This window comes from Curtobacterium sp. PsM8 (assembly GCF_030433875.1).
In the GTDB taxonomy this organism is placed as follows: domain Bacteria; phylum Actinomycetota; class Actinomycetes; order Actinomycetales; family Microbacteriaceae; genus Curtobacterium.
The window spans coordinates 17,081-34,589 of the sequence record NZ_JARUXD010000013.1; the positions used below are offsets into that span (position 1 = coordinate 17,081).

13 protein-coding genes are annotated in these 17,509 nt (G+C 71.4%); 9 read left to right on the top strand and 4 right to left on the bottom strand.

What is annotated here, in order from left to right; all coding sequences use genetic code 11:
• The first annotated feature begins 5 nt into the window (after window positions 1-5).
• Window positions 6-311 carry a hypothetical protein gene (locus QCD68_RS04765; protein ID WP_441005168.1) on the top strand — a complete coding sequence of 102 codons (306 nt, stop codon included), beginning with the start codon at window positions 6-8 and terminating at the stop codon, window positions 309-311.
• Window positions 308-1,078: an alpha/beta hydrolase gene (locus QCD68_RS04770; RefSeq protein WP_301222211.1), complete on the top strand. Its 771-nt coding sequence runs from the start codon at window positions 308-310 to the stop codon at window positions 1,076-1,078. The genes QCD68_RS04765 and QCD68_RS04770 overlap by 4 nt, the downstream gene beginning before the upstream one ends.
• A 62-nt stretch (window positions 1,079-1,140) precedes the next feature.
• On the opposite strand, the gene QCD68_RS04775 is transcribed toward QCD68_RS04770, so the two are convergent.
• Complete coding sequence (locus tag QCD68_RS04775; RefSeq protein WP_301222212.1) at window positions 1,141-2,982, bottom strand: hypothetical protein; 1,842 nt, start codon at window positions 2,980-2,982, stop codon at window positions 1,141-1,143.
• A gap of 183 nt (window positions 2,983-3,165) precedes the next feature.
• Between QCD68_RS04775 and QCD68_RS04780 the strand changes: the two genes are divergently transcribed.
• Window positions 3,166-4,908 carry a hypothetical protein gene (locus QCD68_RS04780; protein ID WP_301222213.1) on the top strand — a complete coding sequence of 581 codons (1,743 nt, stop codon included), beginning with the start codon at window positions 3,166-3,168 and terminating at the stop codon, window positions 4,906-4,908.
• Window positions 4,905-5,927: a tetratricopeptide repeat protein gene (locus QCD68_RS04785; protein ID WP_301222214.1), complete on the top strand. Its 1,023-nt coding sequence runs from the start codon at window positions 4,905-4,907 to the stop codon at window positions 5,925-5,927. The genes QCD68_RS04780 and QCD68_RS04785 overlap by 4 nt, the downstream gene beginning before the upstream one ends.
• Before the next feature lie 87 nt (window positions 5,928-6,014).
• Here QCD68_RS04785 and glgB read toward each other — a convergent pair whose 3' ends face one another.
• From glgB to QCD68_RS04800, 3 genes are all read right to left on the bottom strand, one after another.
• Entirely contained in the window at window positions 6,015-8,546 is a 2,532-nt protein-coding gene (gene glgB / locus QCD68_RS04790; RefSeq protein WP_301222215.1) for a 1,4-alpha-glucan branching protein GlgB, read from the bottom strand.
• Window positions 8,543-10,600 carry a maltotransferase domain-containing protein gene (locus QCD68_RS04795; protein ID WP_301222216.1) on the bottom strand — a complete coding sequence of 686 codons (2,058 nt, stop codon included), beginning with the start codon at window positions 10,598-10,600 and terminating at the stop codon, window positions 8,543-8,545. Before QCD68_RS04795 ends, glgB begins: the two co-directional genes overlap by 4 nt.
• 104 nt (window positions 10,601-10,704) lie before the next feature.
• Entirely contained in the window at window positions 10,705-12,729 is a 2,025-nt protein-coding gene (locus QCD68_RS04800) for a glycogen debranching protein (protein ID WP_301222217.1), read from the bottom strand.
• 58 nt (window positions 12,730-12,787) lie between these two features.
• On the opposite strand from QCD68_RS04800, the gene QCD68_RS04805 reads away from it, so the two are divergent.
• The 5 genes from QCD68_RS04805 to smpB all read left to right on the top strand — a co-directional run bounded on the left by QCD68_RS04805 (window position 12,788) and on the right by smpB (window position 17,472).
• Window positions 12,788-13,951, top strand: a complete 1,164-nt coding sequence (locus QCD68_RS04805; protein ID WP_301222218.1) for a cysteine desulfurase family protein — start codon at window positions 12,788-12,790, stop codon at window positions 13,949-13,951.
• Between the two features lie 31 nt (window positions 13,952-13,982).
• Window positions 13,983-15,092, top strand: coding sequence for a peptide chain release factor 2 (gene prfB, locus QCD68_RS04810; protein ID WP_221850118.1), 1,110 nt, complete (start codon window positions 13,983-13,985; stop codon window positions 15,090-15,092).
• A gap of 94 nt (window positions 15,093-15,186) precedes the next feature.
• On the top strand, window positions 15,187-15,942 hold the full coding sequence (gene ftsE / locus QCD68_RS04815; protein WP_111075566.1) for a cell division ATP-binding protein FtsE: 756 nt from the start codon (window positions 15,187-15,189) through the stop codon (window positions 15,940-15,942).
• Window positions 15,939-16,853, top strand: coding sequence for a permease-like cell division protein FtsX (ftsX, locus tag QCD68_RS04820; RefSeq protein ID WP_111075565.1), 915 nt, complete (start codon window positions 15,939-15,941; stop codon window positions 16,851-16,853). Before ftsE ends, ftsX begins: the two co-directional genes overlap by 4 nt.
• A 142-nt stretch (window positions 16,854-16,995) precedes the next feature.
• Window positions 16,996-17,472, top strand: a complete 477-nt coding sequence (gene smpB / locus QCD68_RS04825; RefSeq protein WP_216261097.1) for an SsrA-binding protein SmpB — start codon at window positions 16,996-16,998, stop codon at window positions 17,470-17,472.
• Window positions 17,473-17,509: the final 37 nt, after the last annotated feature.

Genomic DNA, 17,509 nt, shown 5'->3' on the forward strand with positions numbered 1-17,509 from the left:
CCGGGGTGCCGCGGAGCAACCGGCCGCGGAACCCACGCGGCCGAGGCCATGACGTCGAGCCGGAGGACTCCGGTTTCGACCGCATGCTCAACGGCTGGCGCCGCAGCGAACACCGGCGTGGTCGTGAGTGGTCGGTGCAGCCGATCTCCGCTGCGTCGGCGCAGAAGGAGTACGTCTGCCCCGGCTGCGGTCTGACGATCGAGCCCGGCGTCGCCCACGTCGTGGTCTGGCGTGCCGACGGCGTCCTCGGCGACGCCGCCGACCTGGCGGCACGCCGTCACTGGCACCACCACTGCTGGAGCATCGCGTGACGTCCGAGCCGACCTCCGGCGGGGACAGCGCCGAGATCCGGTCGGGCAGCGTGCTCCCCGCTCGTCGGACCGACATCGAGCTGGTCACCGACGACCACCTGACGCTCGTGGGGGAGCTCGCCGAACCGCTCGACCGGGTCGCGCGGGGGACCGTCGTGGCGTTGCACCCACTGCCGACTGCGCAGGGCTTCATGGACTCGCACGTCCTCAAGAAGGCCGCGGCTCGTCTGCCCGCCCTGGCCGACATCGCGGTGCTGCGCTTCAACTTCCGCTCGGTCACCTCACCCCGGGGGACTTCCGAGGGTGTCTTCGGTGACGGGGTGTCCGAGGGGTTCGACCTCCGGGCCGCCGTGCAGGACGTCGTCGACCGAGGGCTCCCCACGCCGTGGCTGGTCGGGTGGTCCTTCGGGACGGAGGTCGTCCTGAAACACGCCCTCGAGCACGTCGAGGCCGGACACGTGGCCGGCGTGGTGCTCCTGTCGCCGCCACTGCACCGGACGTCGGACGAAGAGCTCGCCCGCTGGGCCGCGGTCGACGTGCCGGTCGTCGCCCTCGTCCCCGAGCACGACGACTTCCTGCAGCCGGACCAGGCAGCGCGACGGTTCGCGATCGCGCCGACGGTCCGGGTCGTCCCCGTCGCCGGCGCGAAGCACCTCTGGGTGGGGGAGAAGTACGTGCGCATCGTGCTCGACACGATCGCCGACCTCGTCGTGCAGGGCAGTGCGCCGCTGCCGACGCACTGGCCCGCGGCAGACCAGCGACCGTAGCGGCCGCCGGCAGCCACCCGGTCCGGAGACGGGGTGGGTGCCCTCAGCGGCCTGGCGTCCCCTCAGCGGACGGTCGCGTCCGGTTCGTCGGCGTCCACGCGGTCGTCCGGCGCCGGAGCCTGCTGGTCGATGACGCCCGCTGCGTGGCTGAGGACACCCCGGAGGTTCTCCAGGTACCCGGCGACGGCCTCCCGCTCGGTCCGGATGGCCCCGAGTCGGTCCTCGGCGTCGGCGAGCAGTTCGGCGGTGCGGTCCTCCGCGTCCGCGACGAGCCGGTGTGCTCGCTCCTGTGCGTCGCGCACCAGGTCGGCGGCGTGCTCCTGGGCGGCGGTCTCCTGCTCGCGTGCCAGGTCAGCGGCCTCCCGCTCGAGGCGGTCCGCCATCTCGCGGGCGGTGGTGGCGCGGCGCGTGGCCTCGGCGAGCTGCAGGTTCGCCTCGTCCAGGTACTTCTGCGTCTCGGTGACCGTGGCGCGGTGCCGGTCGAGGTACTCCTGCTCGGCGTCGTCGCGTCGTGCGGCGAGTTCGGTCTCGAGAGCGGCCCGTGCATCGTCCCGTTCGCGGGCGATCTCGGCGCGGACCTCGTCGCGCTCCTGGGTGAGACCGGCGCGCGCGGTGTCGATCTCCTGGCGGAGAGCCGTGCGCTCGGCGAACAGGTCGTCGAGTTCGGCGGTGCGACGGTCGGCGATCTCGGTGTCGACCTCGGCGTGCTCGCGCTCCCGGCGTGCGGCGAGTTCGTTCTCGTGTTCGCGGGCGGCGCGCTCGGCCTCGGCAGCGGCGGTCTCCCGCTCGCGCTCGATGCGGGCGGCGTGCTCGGCGGTCTCGCGCTCGATGCGGTCGGTGGTCTCCTGCACGCGCCGGGCGTTCTCGGCCGCGGTCTGCTCCGTGTCGACGCGGAGCTGGGCACGGGCTGCGGCGATCTCCTGCTCGAGGTCGGTGCGGGCGACGGCGAGCTCACGGTCCCACTCGGCCCGGGCGACGGCGAGTTCCTCGTCGAGGGCGCTCCGGCGGTCGTCGATCTCGGCGGCCAGCTCGGCGCGGCGCTGCTCGACCTCGGCGGCGAGTTCGGCACGGCCGGTCTCGAGTTCGAGTTCGAGCGCGCGGCGGGCTTCGCCGTGCTCGCGCTCCCACGCCGTACGGGCCTCGGCCAGCGTGCGGTCGAGCTGCTCGCGACGGGTGGTCTCCTCGCGGTCGAGGTCCTCGAGGCGGCGTGCCTGGTCGGCCTCGAACACGCTGCGACGGTGCTCGGTCTCGCGGTCGAGGTCGGCGGCCGCACGACGGGCGTCGGCGGACTCTCGCTGGGCGACCTCACGCAGCTCGGCGACCTCGTGCTGGACCTGGGCGCGGAGGGCGTTGGTCTCGCGGATGGCGACCGAGCGGACCTCGGCGGCCTCGGTGACCGCGGCTCCGCGCACGGCGGCGGCTTCGTTGCGGGCGTCCTGCACGAGGATGCCCGCCTCGGAGCGGGCGCGCTCGACGGTGTCGGCGGACTCGGCGCGGGCCCGGGAGAGCTCGTTGGTCGCACGGGTGCGGGCGTCCTCGAGGGTGACCTGGGCTTCGTCCCGGGCCTCGCGGAGGGTGCGCTCGGCCTCGGTGCGACTGCTGGCTCGGAGACGCTGGGCGTCGATGTCGGCCTGGCTGATCAGCCGCGTGGACTGTTCCTCGGCGACGCGGAGGGTGGACTCGAGCCGCGTGCCCAGACCGCTGTAGGTGGGGGTGCCGGCCTCGTCCAGCTCGCCCTGCAGGTCCGAGACGCGGGACTGCAGGAGACGGATCTCCTTCGCGGCTTCGGCCCGGTCGGTGTTCGACTTGATCAGCTCGCGGCGGAGGTCGTTCAGAGCCCGTTCGACCTCGTCCTTGCGGTAGCCCCGCAGCTCGGTCCCGAACTCTGCCTCGTCGTTCGCCACGTGTCGCTCCCTGTGGTCGTCCCGGACCACCCCGTGCAGTCCGGACCCCGATTGTAGTGGTGCGTCCGCGACGACTCCTGAAGCCGACGGCGACCCCGGGGATGCGCCTCCCAGCTGTCCTGGGTACCCTGGGCCGTTGTCCTGCGCCGATCCACCCATCCCGGCGCGGAGGGAGAGAGATCCGTGCGATTCGTCCTGGCGATCGTCAGCTTCGTCATCGGGGTGCTCCTCGTCGGCCTGGGAGTCGGGCAGCGGACCGTGTTCGCGCCACCCACCTCGATCGTCGCGGCGACGAGCGGGTCGAACGCCGCTCCCGTCACCGTCCTGCCCGGCAGCGTGCTGAACGCGAACCCCGGCTACCAGCGCGTCAACGTCTCGGGCACGGGCAAGGTGTTCGCCGCCTACGGCAAGACGTCCGACGTCGACGCCTGGATCGGTGACACCGAGCACACGACCCTCCGCTACGACGCCGAGGACGCCTCGCTGAAGTCCCGCACCACCGGATCCGGCTCCGACCTGCCCGACCCGAAGGGCAGCGACCTCTGGTACCAGGAGTACGACGATGCCCGTCAGTTCACCGTCCGACTGCCCGCCGACGTGTCGCTCGTGGTGATGGGCGACGGCTCGGACGCCGCACCTTCCGACATCTCCGTGACGTGGCCGCGTGACACCGCGACGCCCTCCGTCGGGCCGCTGCTGACGGCCGGTGGGGTCTTCGTGCTCGGTGGCCTGGTCATGCTCGTCTGGGCCTTCCTCCACCAGCGCCGCTCCCGTGGTCCGCGCCGTCGGAGCGGTGGTGGTCGTCCGCCGCGCGTGCGTGCCTCCCGTCGCGCCGCCGCCGCCGGTGCCCAGGTGCCGGCACGCAGCCGTCGTGGTCGTCGCGCCATCATCGCCGTCCCGGTGCTCGTCGCCGGCGCCCTCGTGCTGAGCGGGTGCTCGTCGGAGTACTGGCCGACCGGCAGCGGAGCGGACGCGACCCCGACACCGACCGCCACGGCCACCGGCGCCGCGGTCCCAGACGCCTCGACCGCCGCCACCAAGCAGCAGATCGCCCGCATCGTCTCCCGCGTGGCCGAGGTCGCCGAGAAGGCCGACGCCGACAAGGACGCCGGCCTCGCCGCCACCCGCTTCACCGGACCGGCGCTCGAGATCCGCAAGGCGAATTACACCATCCGTGACGGCGACGACAAGGCGCAGGCCCTGCCCGCGGTGGCCGCCGACGACGTGTGCGTGGCGCTGCCCCAGCAGACCGACACGTGGCCGCGCACCGTGTTCGCCGTCGTCGCCGCGGACTGCACCGACAAGAAGACGGCCCCGCAGGCCCTGACCCTCGTGCAGCAGGACGCCCGCTCGGACTACAAGGTCGAGTACGCGGTCTCGCTCGAGGCCGACGCCCAGCTGCCGTCGCTCGCCCCGACCTCCGTCGGTGCCGCCCAGCTCGCACCGGACACCAAGCTCCTGGCGCTGGCGCCCGACGCCGTCGCCGCGGCCTACGGCGACATCCTGTCGAAGGACACCGCGAGCGAGTCCGCCGACCTGTTCGCCAGTGACGGGGACGACCTGCGCTCGCGGATCGGCAAGTCCTACAAGGACGAGAAGTCGAAGGCGTTGCCGGACACCGCGAAGATCGAGTACTCGTCCGAGGTGCCCGAGGACACGGCCCTGGCCCTCGCGACGAACACCGCCGGTGCCCTCGTGTCGGTCGACCTCAACGAGGTCGAGAAGGTCACGCCGACGGCCGCCGGTGCCGAGGTCAACACCGAGGGTGCCGTCAAGGCGCTGTCCGGCGTCGACTCGAGCACCAAGGGCGTGACGGCCACGTACGGCGTCCAGTTGCTCTTCTCCGTGCCCCCGGTGGGTTCGGACGACAAGATAGAACTCCTCGGGTTCACCCAGGGCCTGATCGCAGCGAGTGAGGTGCAATGACCAACGTCCCCCCGACCCCGTCCAGCCTGCGCGGAGCAGTCGACCTCTCGTCCCTCGTCGACCGGGCCCAGCGTCCGCCGCAGGGTGCCGCCGGCCCCGCCGGGAGCCCCGCCACGCCGGGCAACGCCGGCGCGACGAACGGTCCCGCAGCCGGTGCCGCGCCTGCGGACGGTGTCCTGAGCGTCCCGTCCCTCGTGATGGACGTCACCGACCAGAGCTTCCAGGACATCGTCCAGCTCTCCACCGTCGTCCCGGTCATCGTGGACATCTGGGCCGAGTGGTGCGGCCCGTGCAAGCAGCTCTCTCCGGTCCTCGAGCGGCTGACCGAGGAGTACGCGGGACGCATCGTCCTGGCGAAGGTCGACGCCGACACGAACCCGCAGCTCGTCCAGGCGTTCCAGGCACAGTCGATCCCGACCGTCGCGGCTGTCATCGGCGGCCGTCCGCTCGGACTGTTCGTCGGTGCCCTGCCCGAGGCCGAGGTCCGCGACGTCTTCGAGCAGGTCCTGCAGGCGGCGGAGCAGAACGGCGTCGCCGGCCGGGTCCAGGTCGACGGAGCCGTCGAGGCCGACGACGCGGAGCAGGGTGAGCCGGAACCGGAGCCCCTGCCGCCGCACCACCAGGCCGCGTACGACGCGATCGAGGCCGGGGACTACGCCACCGCGATCAGCGAGTACCGCACCGCGATCCTGCAGGACCCGCACGACCAGATGGCCGTGGCCGGTCTGGCCCAGGTGTCGCTGCTCGACCGGCTCTCCGGCAAGACGGCGGACGAGATCCGCGCGGCGGCCGGTGCCGGCCCGTCGGACGTCGCGGCCCAGCTCGCCGTCGCCGACCTCGACATCAGTGGCGGGCACGTCGAGGACGCCTTCGGACGTCTCCTCGACCTCGTCCCGACGGTGTTCGGTGACGACCGCGAAGCGCTCCGTGTGCGCCTCGTCGAGTACTTCGAACTGATCGGCGCCGAGGACCCGCGCGTCGTCGCCGCCCGGCGGCGACTCGCCAACGCGCTCTACTGAGCGCGGGTCGCGCGACGCGACACGCAGCACGACGGGAGGCCCGGTACCAGCTGGTACCGGGCCTCCCGTCTGTCGTGCCCGTGGGTGCTAGTCGGCCAGGCGCAGCCAGACGGCACCCAGCGGGGGCACCACGAGGTTCGCCGAGGCCGGGCGACCGGCCCAGGGGACGTCCTCGGCCTGGACCGAACCGAGGTTGCCGACACCGGACCCGCCGTACGCCGACGCGTCGGTGTTGAGCACCTCGTTCCAGGTGCCCGCCGTCGGCAGGCCGAAGCGGTGCTCGACGGGGACGCCGGAGAAGTTGACGAAGACCGCCAGCTTCTCGTCGCCCGCCTTGCGGAGGAACCCGAGCGTGGCGTGCGGTGCGTCGCCGCTCTCGAGCCACTCGAAGCCCTCGGCGCTGGAGTCGAACGTCCAGAGCGCCGGGTTCTCCTTGTACACGCGGTTCAGCTCGGCGACCAGGTCCTGCACGCCGCGGTGGCCCGGGTCGTCGAGCAGCCACCAGTCGAGACCGTTGGCCTCGCTCCACTCGGAGGGCTGGGCGAACTCCTGGCCCATGAAGAGCAGCTGCTTGCCGGGGTGCGCCCACATGAAGGCCAGGTAGGCACGCACGTTGGCGAGCTTCTGCCACTCGTCGCCGGGCATCTTGCCGTAGAGCGAGCCCTTGCCGTGCACGACCTCGTCGTGACTGATCGGCAGCGTGAACTGCTCGCTGAACGCGTAGACGAACGAGAACGTGATCTCGTCGTGGTGGTACGAGCGGTACGCCGGGTCACGCTCGACGTACTGCAGCGTGTCGTGCATCCAGCCCATGTTCCACTTCTGGCCGAACCCGAGGCCGCCGGCGCTGGTCGGCTGCGTGACGCCGGGCCACGAGGTCGACTCCTCGGCGATCATCACGATGCCGGGGTAGCGCTTGTACGCGGTGGCGTTCGTCTCCTGCAGGAGCGAGATCGCCTCGAGGTTCTCGCGACCGCCGTGGATGTTCGGCAGCCACTCGGTGCGGGAGTAGTCCAGGTACAGCATCGAGGCCACGGCATCGACCCGGAGGCCGTCGATGTGGAACTCCTCGAGCCAGTACAGGGCGTTGGCGACGAGGAAGTTGCGGACCTGCGGCTGCCCGAAGTCGAACACGTAGGTGCCCCAGTCGAGCTGTTCGCCGCGGCGGGGGTCCGGGTGCTCGAACAGGGCGTAGCCGTCGAACTTCGCCAGCGCCCACTCGTCCTTCGGGAAGTGCCCGGGGACCCAGTCCATGATGACGCCGATGCCGGCCGAGTGCAGCCGGTCGATGAGGTAGCGCAGGTCGTCGGGGGAGCCGAAGCGGGCGGTCGGCGAGTAGTACCCGGTGACCTGGTAGCCCCACGAGCCGCCGAACGGGTGCTCGGCGAGCGGCAGGAACTGCACGTGGGTGAAGCCGGTGTACTGCAGGTGCCCGATGAGGTCGTCGGCCACCTCGCGGTAGCTCAGCCCCGGACGCCACGAGCCGAGGTGCACCTCGTAGACGCTCATCGGCGCGTCGTGGGTCGTCGCGGTGGCGCGCTCGGCCATCCAGCGGGCGTCGCCCTCCGACCAGGTGTGGTGCGCGCTCGTGATCACGGACGCGGTGAGCGGCGGGACCTCGGTGCGGCGGGCGAACGGGTCGGCGCGCTCCACCCAGCCGCTGTCAGTGAGGATCTGGAACTTGTACCGCTGCCCCTCGAGGGCGCCCGGCCAGAACAGCTCCCACACGCCGAGGTCGTTCAGGCGGCGCATCGCGGTGGTGCGGCCCTCCCAGCCCTCGAAGTCGCCGATCACGCGGACGGCGGTGGCACGCGGCGCCCACACGGCGAACGCCACACCGTCGACACCGTCGACCGTCTGCACGTGCGCGCCGAGGTGGTGCCAGAGCTGCTCGTCGCGACCCTCACCGAACAGGTGCAGGTCGAGCTCGCCGAGCGTCGGCGGGAACCGGTACGCGTCGTCGGTGGTCCAGGTCTCGTCGTCTTCGTAGTCGGCCTCGACGCGGTACCGGCCGAGCTCGCCGACGGTCGCGCCGGCCCAGACGCCTTCGCCCTCGTGACGGAGTTCGACGTCGTCACCGTCGGGTCGGACGATGCGGACCGCGGTCGCCAGGTGGCGGACCACACGGACGCTCGTGCCGCCGGCGACGGGGTGCGGGCCGAGCACGTCGTGCGGCTGGGACCAGCGGCCCTCCGCGACCTGCTGGCGGATCCACTCGTCGACGGGACCGGGGACGGGCTCGGTCGTCGCGACGGCGGTGCTGTCGGACGTCGGTGACGCAGACGTCGCGGACGTTTCGGGCGCGTCCTCCGTCCGGGAGGCACTGGGAGCCTCCGCCTCGTCCGTCGCGTCCGGCGTCGCCGACGTCAGCCCGCCGGCGAGCGTGGCCGACTCCGGCACGTCGCGCGAGGGGGACTCGGGCGGGGCGACCGGTGCGCCCGGGAGGTCCTCACCGGGAGCCGAGGTGTTCGGCTCGGTGCGGACCGCCTGGCGCGGGATCGCGGGGGGCGGCGGCGGGACCGGCGGCAGGCCGGGACCGCGGGGCGGCTGGGGTGCGCCCTGCTGGGGTGCGCTGGGCTGGGGTGCGCTGGGCTGCCCGGGGTTGGTGGGATCGGTCATCGGTGCGGTCCTTCCACGACGAGCAGGTGCACGGGCTCCTGGAAGGCATCCAGGCGCACGTAGTTCGAGGAGCCCCAGGTCCAGCGGGCGCCGGTCACGACGTCGCGGACGTCGAACTCGGTGCCGGGCTCGAGACCGAGGGCGGCGAGGTCGAGGTGCACGGTGGTCTCACGGGCGGAGTGCGGGTCGACGTTCGCGACGACGATCACCGTGTCGTCCCGACCGGACCGGGTGAACCGGCCGGGCAGGTGCTTCGAGTACACGACGATGGCGTCGTCCTCGGCGCTGTGCACGGTGGTGTTCCGCAGCTGCCGGAGCGCGGGGTGCGCCGAGCGGAGGCGGTTGAGCATCGTCACGTACGGGGCGAGGCTCGCGCCCTCCGCCTCGGCGAGCGCGAAGTCCCGCGGCTTGTACTCGTACTTCTCGTTGTCGATGTTCTCTTCGGAGCCCGGGCGGGCGACGTCCTCGAAGAGCTCGTAGCCGGAGTACATGCCCCACGTCGGGGCGCCGGTCGCGGCGAGGGCAGCGCGCACCTTGTAGCCGGCGCGGCCGCCGTACTGCAGGAACTCGGTGAGGATGTCGGGCGTGTTCACGAAGAGGTTCGGGCGCAGGTACGCGCTCGTCTCGTGGGAGAGCTCGTCGAAGTACGTCTCGATCTCCTCCTTCGTGTTGCGCCAGGTGAAGTACGAGTACGACTGCTGGAACCCGGTCTCGGCCAGGGCACGCATCATCGCCGGGCGGGTGAACGCCTCGGCCAGGAACACGACGTCCGGGTGCTCGTCGCGGACCTCGCGGATCACGCGCTCCCAGAACCACAGCGGCTTGGTGTGCGGGTTGTCGACGCGGAACACCTTGACGCCGAACGTGATCCAGTGGCGGAGCACCCGGAGCACCTCGGCGACCAGGCCCTCGGGGTCGGTGTCGAACTGGATCGGGTAGATGTCCTGGTAGCGCTTCGGCGGGTTCTCGGCGGTGGCGATGGAGCCATCGGCACGGACCGTGAACCACTCCGGGTGCTCGGTGACCCAGGGGTGGTCGGGGGAGCACTGCAGCGCGAAGTCGAGGGCGACCTCCATGCCGGTGTTCTTCGCCGTCTCGACGAAGGCGCGGAAGTCGTCCTCGGTGCCGAGGTCCGGGTGGATGGCGTCGTGGCCACCCTCGGGACCGCCGATCGCCCAGGGGCTGCCCGGGTCGTTCGGCCCGGCCTCGAGCGTGTTGTTCGGGCCCTTGCGGGCGGTGCGGCCGATCGGGTGGATCGGGGGCAGGTAGACGATCTCGAAGCCCATCCGGGCGACGGCCGGCAGACGACGGGCCGCGGTGCGGAAGTCGCCGCTCTTCCACGAGCCGTCCGGGTTGCGCTTGGCACCCTCGCTGCGGGGGAAGAACTCGTACCAGGCGCCGACACCGGCGCGGGTGCGCTCGACGTCGAGCAGCTGCAGGGCGGAGCTCGTCCGCAGGGAGTCGATCGGCGTCTCGTCGATCTCGGCGACGACGCGGGGGTCGTCCACCGCGGCGAGGCGCTCGGCCGGGTCGAGGTCGGTGTCGCGCAGGCGGGCGGCGGCACGGGCGGCCACGGCGGAGCCCTGACGCTCGAGCAGCGCTGCACCGTCGAGCAGGGTCGACTCGGTGTCGACACCGGCGGCGATCTTCAGCCGTGCGCCGTGCACCCAGGTGTCCCAGTCGTCGGAGTACGCCTCGACGTGCCACTCCCAGACGCCGGTGCCCTCGACCTGCACGGTCGCCTCGTACCGGTCGGTGCCGGCGGCGACGAGGGTCAGCGGGACCCGGAGGGTGCGCTCGTCGACCTGCAGCGCCGGCGGAGCGGGGGTCTGCTGGGCGACGGCCTGGGTCGTCTCGGGCTGCTGGCCCGCGGGGCGGACGAGGACGAGGTCCGCGCCGATGATGCCGTGCCCCTCGCGGAAGACGGTCGCACCGAACGTGATCACCTCCCCGTCGAAGCCCTTGCCCGGGAAGCCGTTCGGCGTCGTCGGGGCGAGTTCGGTGATCGGGATGCGCCCGATCTTCGGACGCCGGGGTCGGTCTACGGAGGCCACGGACCAGACGCTACCCGGCTGGGCCGTCCGTGTTCCCCGGGAAGCGTGTCGCGCCTCCCGGCCGGGATGGCGGCGGGAGGCCGTCGAGCCGCACCGACGTCGGCTCAGATGACGTCGAAGACGTGGATGCCGGGGCCGTAGGCGCTGAACACGGTGCCGGCGGGGCGGTGCCGGTCGTGGTCGCGGTGCTTCTCGCTCGACCACGCCAGCCGGTACGCGAAGACGTCCTCGCGCGTCGGCAGGGTGAGGTCGCGGGTCCGGCCGCTGCCGTGCACCACGACCAGCACGCGGTCGTACGGCTCGTGCTCGGGTGTCGACTCGACGAAGTACTGCAGGGCGCGGTGGATGGGCTGGTCCCAGCCCTCGGCGGTCATCGCCTGGCCGTCCGGGCCGTACCAGGTCATCCGCGACGCCGACGGGGTGGTCTGACCGGGGACGCCGAAGCGCGACGGCCGGAGGGCCGGGTGCGCCGCGCGGAGCCGGGTCAGGGCCGCCATCGCCTCGGTCATCGACTCGGCGTCCTCGTCGTCCGACCAGTCCACCGGCGTCAGGTCGTCCGAGACGACGTACGCGTTGTTGTTGCCGTGCTGGGTGCGGCTGCGTTCGTCACCCGCGGTGATCATCGGCACCCCGGCGGAGAGCAGCACGGTCGCCATCAGGTTCCGCATCGACCGCCCGCGCGCCGCACGGACACCGCGGTCGGCCGTGTCGCCCTCGATGCCGTGGTTGAACGAGCGGTTGTCGTTCGACCCGTCGCGGTTCTCCTCGCCGTTCGCCTCGTTGTGCTTCGCGTCGAAGGACACCAGGTCGTGCAGGGTGAAGCCGTCGTGGGCGGTGACGAAGTTGACGCCGGACAGCGGACCGCGCTCCGGGCCGAACAGGTGCCGGGAGCCGGTGAGGGCTCCGGCGAGCGCCCCGATCCCGGCGTCCGGGGCCCCTCGGCGTCGTTCGTCGGCGAGGTCCTCGAGCCAGAACTTCCGGACCGTGTCGCGGAACCCGTCGTTCCACTCGAGGGTGCGGGCGCCGAAGGAGCCGGTGCGCCAGCCGTCCGGGCCGACGTCCCACGGTTCGGCGATGACCAGGGTGTCCTGCAGGTCGGGGTGGTTCCGGATCCGTTCGAGCAGCGGGTGCTCCGGGTCGAAGACGTGGTCGCCGTCGCGGGCCAGGGACGCCATGAGGTCGAAGCGGAACCCGTCGATCTGCACCTCGCGCGCCCAGTAGCGGAGGCTGTCGAGGATGAGGTCGGCGGTCGCGGTCACCGAGGTGTCGAGCGTGTTGCCGCACCCGGTCGTGTCGTAGTAGGTGTCCGTGTCGGACCAGCGGTACCGGCCGGCGCCGTCGATCCCGCGCAGGGAGGTGGTGGGACCGCCGAGGCCCTCTTCCGCGGTGTGGTTGTAGACGACGTCGAGGACGACCTGGATCCCGGCCTCGTGCAGCAGCCGGACCATGCCCTTGAACTCGCGGAGTACCGCGTCGGCACCCGCGGCCCGGGCGCCGGCGGAGGCGTGTCCGGCGTGCGGGGCGAAGAACCCGAGCGTGTTGTAGCCCCAGGCGTTCTCGCGCCCGGCCTCGCGCAGCCACCGTTCGGTGTCGAACGCCTGCACGGGCAGGAGCTCGAGCGTGGTCACGCCGATGCGCTGCAGGTGGGCGATGGTGCTCTCGTGGGCGACGCCGGCGTACGTACCGCGGAGTTCCTCGGGGATCGCGGGGTTCGCGCTGGTGAGGGTCCGGACGTTCGCCTCGTACACGACGGCCCGGTCCAGGGGGACGACCGGCTTGGTGACGCCGCCCCAGTCGAAGGTGCCGTCGACGACGACACTGGTCCACCGCGGGGCGTCGCCGGTCGCGACGATGCCGCGTGCGTACGGGTCGAGGAGCGGGCGGGTCGGGTCGAACTCGTGCCGCGGCCCGGTCGGCCCGTCGACGAGCAGGTGGTAGGTGTCCCCGACCTGCACGCCGGGCGTGGCGGCGCTCCACTCGTCGGTCTCGTCGATGCGCGCCAACGGGAAGGCACCTCGGCCGTCGACGACCACCGTCACCGCGGTCGCCGAGGCGGACCGTACCGTCATCCGGGGGTCCCCGTCGTCGACCCGGAAGCCGGGCGTGGTCTCGGTCGCGGTCTCGTACACGCCACCAGGGTACGAGGCCAGCCGGGTATCCTGAAAACGCTCCAGAAAGGGGTACCCCGTGCCCGTCTACCTCGACCACGCCGCGACCACGCCGATCCTGCCGGAAGCGCTCGCCGCGTTCACCGACGCGCTGACCACCGTCGGCAACCCGTCGTCGATCCACAGCGCCGGCCAGCGCGCCAAGATGCTGCTCGAGGACGGCCGGGCCCGGGTCGCCGCGTCGCTCGGCGCCGACCCGGTGGAGGTCGTCTTCACCTCCGGCGGCACCGAGAGCATCAACCTCGCCGTCAAGGGCCTGTTCTGGGCCCGGCAGCGCGACCGACGCCGTCCGCGCATCGTCGTCCCGGCGGGGGAGCACCACGCCACGGTCGACACGGTCGACTGGCTGGAGCGCCACGAGGGCGCCGTCGTCGACGTCGTCCCGCTCGACGCCGCGGGTCGCGTCGACCTCGCCGGACTGGAGGCACGGCTCGCCTCCGCCGACGACGTCGCCCTGGTCACGTTCCTGTGGGCGAACAACGAGGTCGGCACCATGCAGCCCGTCGAGCGGATCGTCGCGCTCGCCCACGCCGCCGGTGTCCCGGTGCACAGCGACGCCGTCGCCGCGTACGGCCAGGTGCCGGTGGACTTCGCCGCGTCCGGCCTCGACGCGTTGAGCGTGTCGGCGCACAAGATCGGCGGCCCGGTCGGGGTCGGGGCGCTGGTGCTCGGCCGACGCGCGGTCGTCGAGCCGCTCATCCACGGCGGGGGCCAGCAGCGCCAGGTCCGGAGCGGCACGCAGGACGCCCCGGCGGCCGCGGCCTTCGGGGTCGCCGCAGCCGCGCCGCACGCCGACGTCCGGCACCTGCGGGACCGCCTCGTCGACGGGGTCCGGGCCGCCGTTCCGTCCGCGGTGCTGATGGGTGACCCGGTCGACCGGCTGCCGAACAACGCGCACTTCACGTTCCCGGGCTGCGAGGGGGACTCGCTGCTCTTCCTGCTCGACGCCGCCGGGGTCGCCGTGTCCACCGGGTCGGCGTGCCAGGCCGGGGTGCCCGAGGCCTCGCACGTGCTGCTCGCGATGGGCCTCAGCGAGGACGACGCCCGCGGTGCGCTCCGGATCACCCTCGGCCACACCTCGACCGAGCAGGACGTCGACGCCTTCCTCGCCGCGCTGCCGGTGGCCGTCGAGCGTGCCGGTGCGGCGGGCATGGCGCGGCGGGAGCCCTCGCTCGGGCGCTGACCCGGACGCCCGGCCGGTAGGATCGGGGACCATGGTCGAACTGGACATCAGCGAGCAGGTCAACGCCCTCCGAGTGACCTTCGGGAACATCCGCTCCGTGGTCGACGTCGACCGCCTCGAGCGTGAGATCGCCGAACTCAGCGAGCAGGCCGGCGCCCCCGACCTGTGGGAGGACACCGACCACGCGCAGCAGGTCACCAGCGCGCTCGCCCACCGGCAGTCCCAGCTGAAGAAGCTCACGGCGACCGAACAGCGACTCGACGACCTCGAGGTCCTCGTCGAGATGGCGAACGAGGCCGAGGACCAGGAGTCCGCCGACGAAGCGGCCGAGGAGCTCAAGGCCATCACCAAGACGATGGGCGACCTCGAGGTCCAGACGCTCCTCGACGGCGAGTACGACGACCGTCCCGCCGTCATCACGATCCGTGCCGGTGCCGGTGGTGTCGACGCCGCCGACTTCGCCGAGATGCTCATGCGCATGTACCTGCGCTACGCCGAGCAGCACGACCAGAAGGTGACCGTGATGGACACCTCCTACGCCGAAGAGGCGGGCATCAAGTCCGCCACCTTCGAGGTCGACGGCCCGCACGCGTTCGGCACCCTGTCGGTCGAGGCCGGCACGCACCGCCTGGTCCGCATGTCGCCGTTCGGCGCCGCGGGCAAGCGCCAGACGTCCTTCGCCGCGGTCGAGGTCATCCCGCTGATGCCGGAGACCGCGGTCATCGACATCCCGGAGAACGACATCCGCGTCGACGTGTTCCGTTCCTCCGGCCCCGGTGGACAGTCCGTCAACACGACCGACTCCGCCGTGCGCCTGACCCACCTGCCGACCGGCACCGTCGTGTCGATGCAGAACGAGAAGTCGCAGATCCAGAACCGTGCCGCGGCCATGCGCGTGCTGCAGTCGCGCCTCCTGCTCCTGAAGAAGGAAGAGGAGAACGCGAAGAAGAAGGAACTCGCCGGCACCATCACCGCCAGCTGGGGGGACCAGATCCGCAACTACGTGCTGGCGCCGTACCAGATGGTCAAGGACCTGCGGACCGAGTACGAGGTCAACAACCCGTCGGCGGTCTTCGACGGCGACCTGGACGGCTTCATCAACGCCGGCATCCGCTGGCGCAAGCGTCCCGACGAGGACTGAGCGTCGAACGGGGTCGGATCTGAGCGACCCCACCGGTTCCTGAGCCGCGCGCCTGGAGCAGGATCACCGGTTCGCGACCTACCCTGATCCGGTCATGATCAAATTCGACCAGGTCACCAAGGTGTACTCGGGCAACCCGAGTCCCGCTCTCGACAACGTCACCCTCGAGATCCTCAAGGGCGAGTTCGTCTTCCTCGTCGGTGCGTCCGGCTCCGGGAAGTCGAGCTTCCTCCGGCTCGTGCTGAAGGAGGAGAAGCCCTCCCGCGGGCAGATCCACGTGCTCGGGCAGCGTCTCGGCGCGCTCTCCTCCCGCAAGGTCCCGTACTTCCGCCGCAACCTCGGCGTGGTGTTCCAGGACTTCCGGCTGCTGCCGAACAAGAACGTCTTCGACAACGTCGCGTTCTCGCTGCAGGTGATCGGCAAGAGCAAGGGCTTCATCAGTGAGTCCGTCACCGACGTGCTCAAGCTCGTCGGGCTCTCCGGCAAGGCGACCCGCATGCCGCACGAGCTCTCGGGTGGTGAGCAGCAGCGCGTGGCGATCGCCCGCGCCGTCGTGAACAAGCCCGCGGTCCTGCTGGCCGACGAACCGACCGGCAACCTCGACCCGACGACCTCGGCGGGCATCATGGCGCTCCTCGAACGCATCAACCAAGGAGGCACGACGATCTTGATGGCGACGCACGACGCGAGCATCGTGAACCAGATGCAGCGCCGGGTCATCGAGCTCTCCGGCGGCAGCGTCCTCCGCGACGAGCAGGCCGGCGGCTACCAGACCCAGGCCCTGCCCATCCAGCGTGGCGGCGTCTCGAACACGACCGGTATCCAGACCATCCCGGGGCTCATCCGATGAGGCTCGGACTCGTCATGGCCGAGGTCGGTTCCGGCCTCCGTCGCAACGCCTCGATGGTGGTCTCCGTCGTCCTGGTGACCTTCATCTCGCTGACCTTCGTCGGCACCGCGATCCTGCTGCAGATGCAGATCAACCAGATGAAGGGGTACTGGTACGACCGAGCCCAGGTCGCCGTCTACCTCTGCACCGAGACCGACACCACCGGCAACTGCACCGGGGCGAAGGCGACCGACGACCAGCGCGCCCAGATCAAGCAGCAGCTGGCGTCGTCCACGCTGAAGCCGTACATCGAGAAGTCGTACTTCGAGGACCAGCAGGACGCGTACACCCGGTTCAAGCAGCAGTTCAAGGACTCGCCCGCGACCGAGTTCGTCAAGCCCGAGTACCTCAACGAGACCTTCTGGGTGAACCTGAAGAACCCGTCGCAGGCCGACGTCCTGGTCGAGAGCCTGTCGAAGGTCGCCGGCGTGCAGAGCGTCGTCGACCAGCGCGGGTACCTGCAACCGATCTTCAACCTGCTCAACGCCTCGTCCTACACGGCGATCGGCATCGCGGGGTTGATGCTCGTCGCCGCGGTGCTCCTCATCGCCACCACGATCCGGTTGTCGGCGTTCTCGAGACGACGGGAGCTCGGCATCATGCGGTTGGTGGGCGCCTCGAACCGGTTCATCCAGACGCCGTTCGTGCTCGAGGGGGTGATCGCCGCTGCGGTCGGAGCCGTCCTCGCGGGTGGTGCGATCACGGCCGTGGTCTGGTTCTTCGTCCGCAACTACCTGACGAAACGGTTCTCCGGCACCGCGTTCATCGGCATGGACGACGCGGCGATCGTCGTGCCGGCGGTCATCGTCATCGGTGTGGTCCTGGCGGCGGTCTCCGCCTCCATCGCGATCCGGCGGTACCTCAAGGTCTGATCGCGACCGCAGGTCGTCCCGTCTGGAGGCCCGCACACCGAGAACGGGAGAGATCCCGGGAAGGTGTGCGGGCCTCCCGGCGTTCGGTATGCTGGGCGGCTCGCACGCAAGCGGGTGCGCACCCAACGAAGAGGAGCCGGTCATGGCGAAGGAACGCGGGGAGAAGGTCGTCGCGACGAACCGTCGTGCGCGCCACGACTACCTCATCGAGGACACGTACGAGGCCGGCATGGTCCTCAGCGGGACCGAGGTGAAGTCGCTGCGCGAAGGCCGGGCGTCACTCGTCGACGGGTACGCCTTCGTCGACGCCGGTGAAGCGTGGCTCGACGCCGTGCACATCCCCGAGTACACCGAGGGCACGTGGAACAACCACGCACCGCGGCGCAAGCGGAAGCTGCTCCTGCACAAGCAGGAGATCGTGAAGATCTCGCACAAGACGTCGCAGGGTGGCTACACGCTCGTGCCGATGAAGATCTACTTCCACGACGGTCGGGCCAAGGTCGAGATCGCGGTCGCGAAGGGCAAGCGCGAGTTCGACAAGCGCCAGGCCCTGCGTGAGAAGACCGACAAGCGTGAGGCCGAGAGGGCCATGCGCTCCCGCAACCGTCTCGGCGAGTGACCAGCCGACTCGACTAGCGTCAGACTCGTTCAGTCGG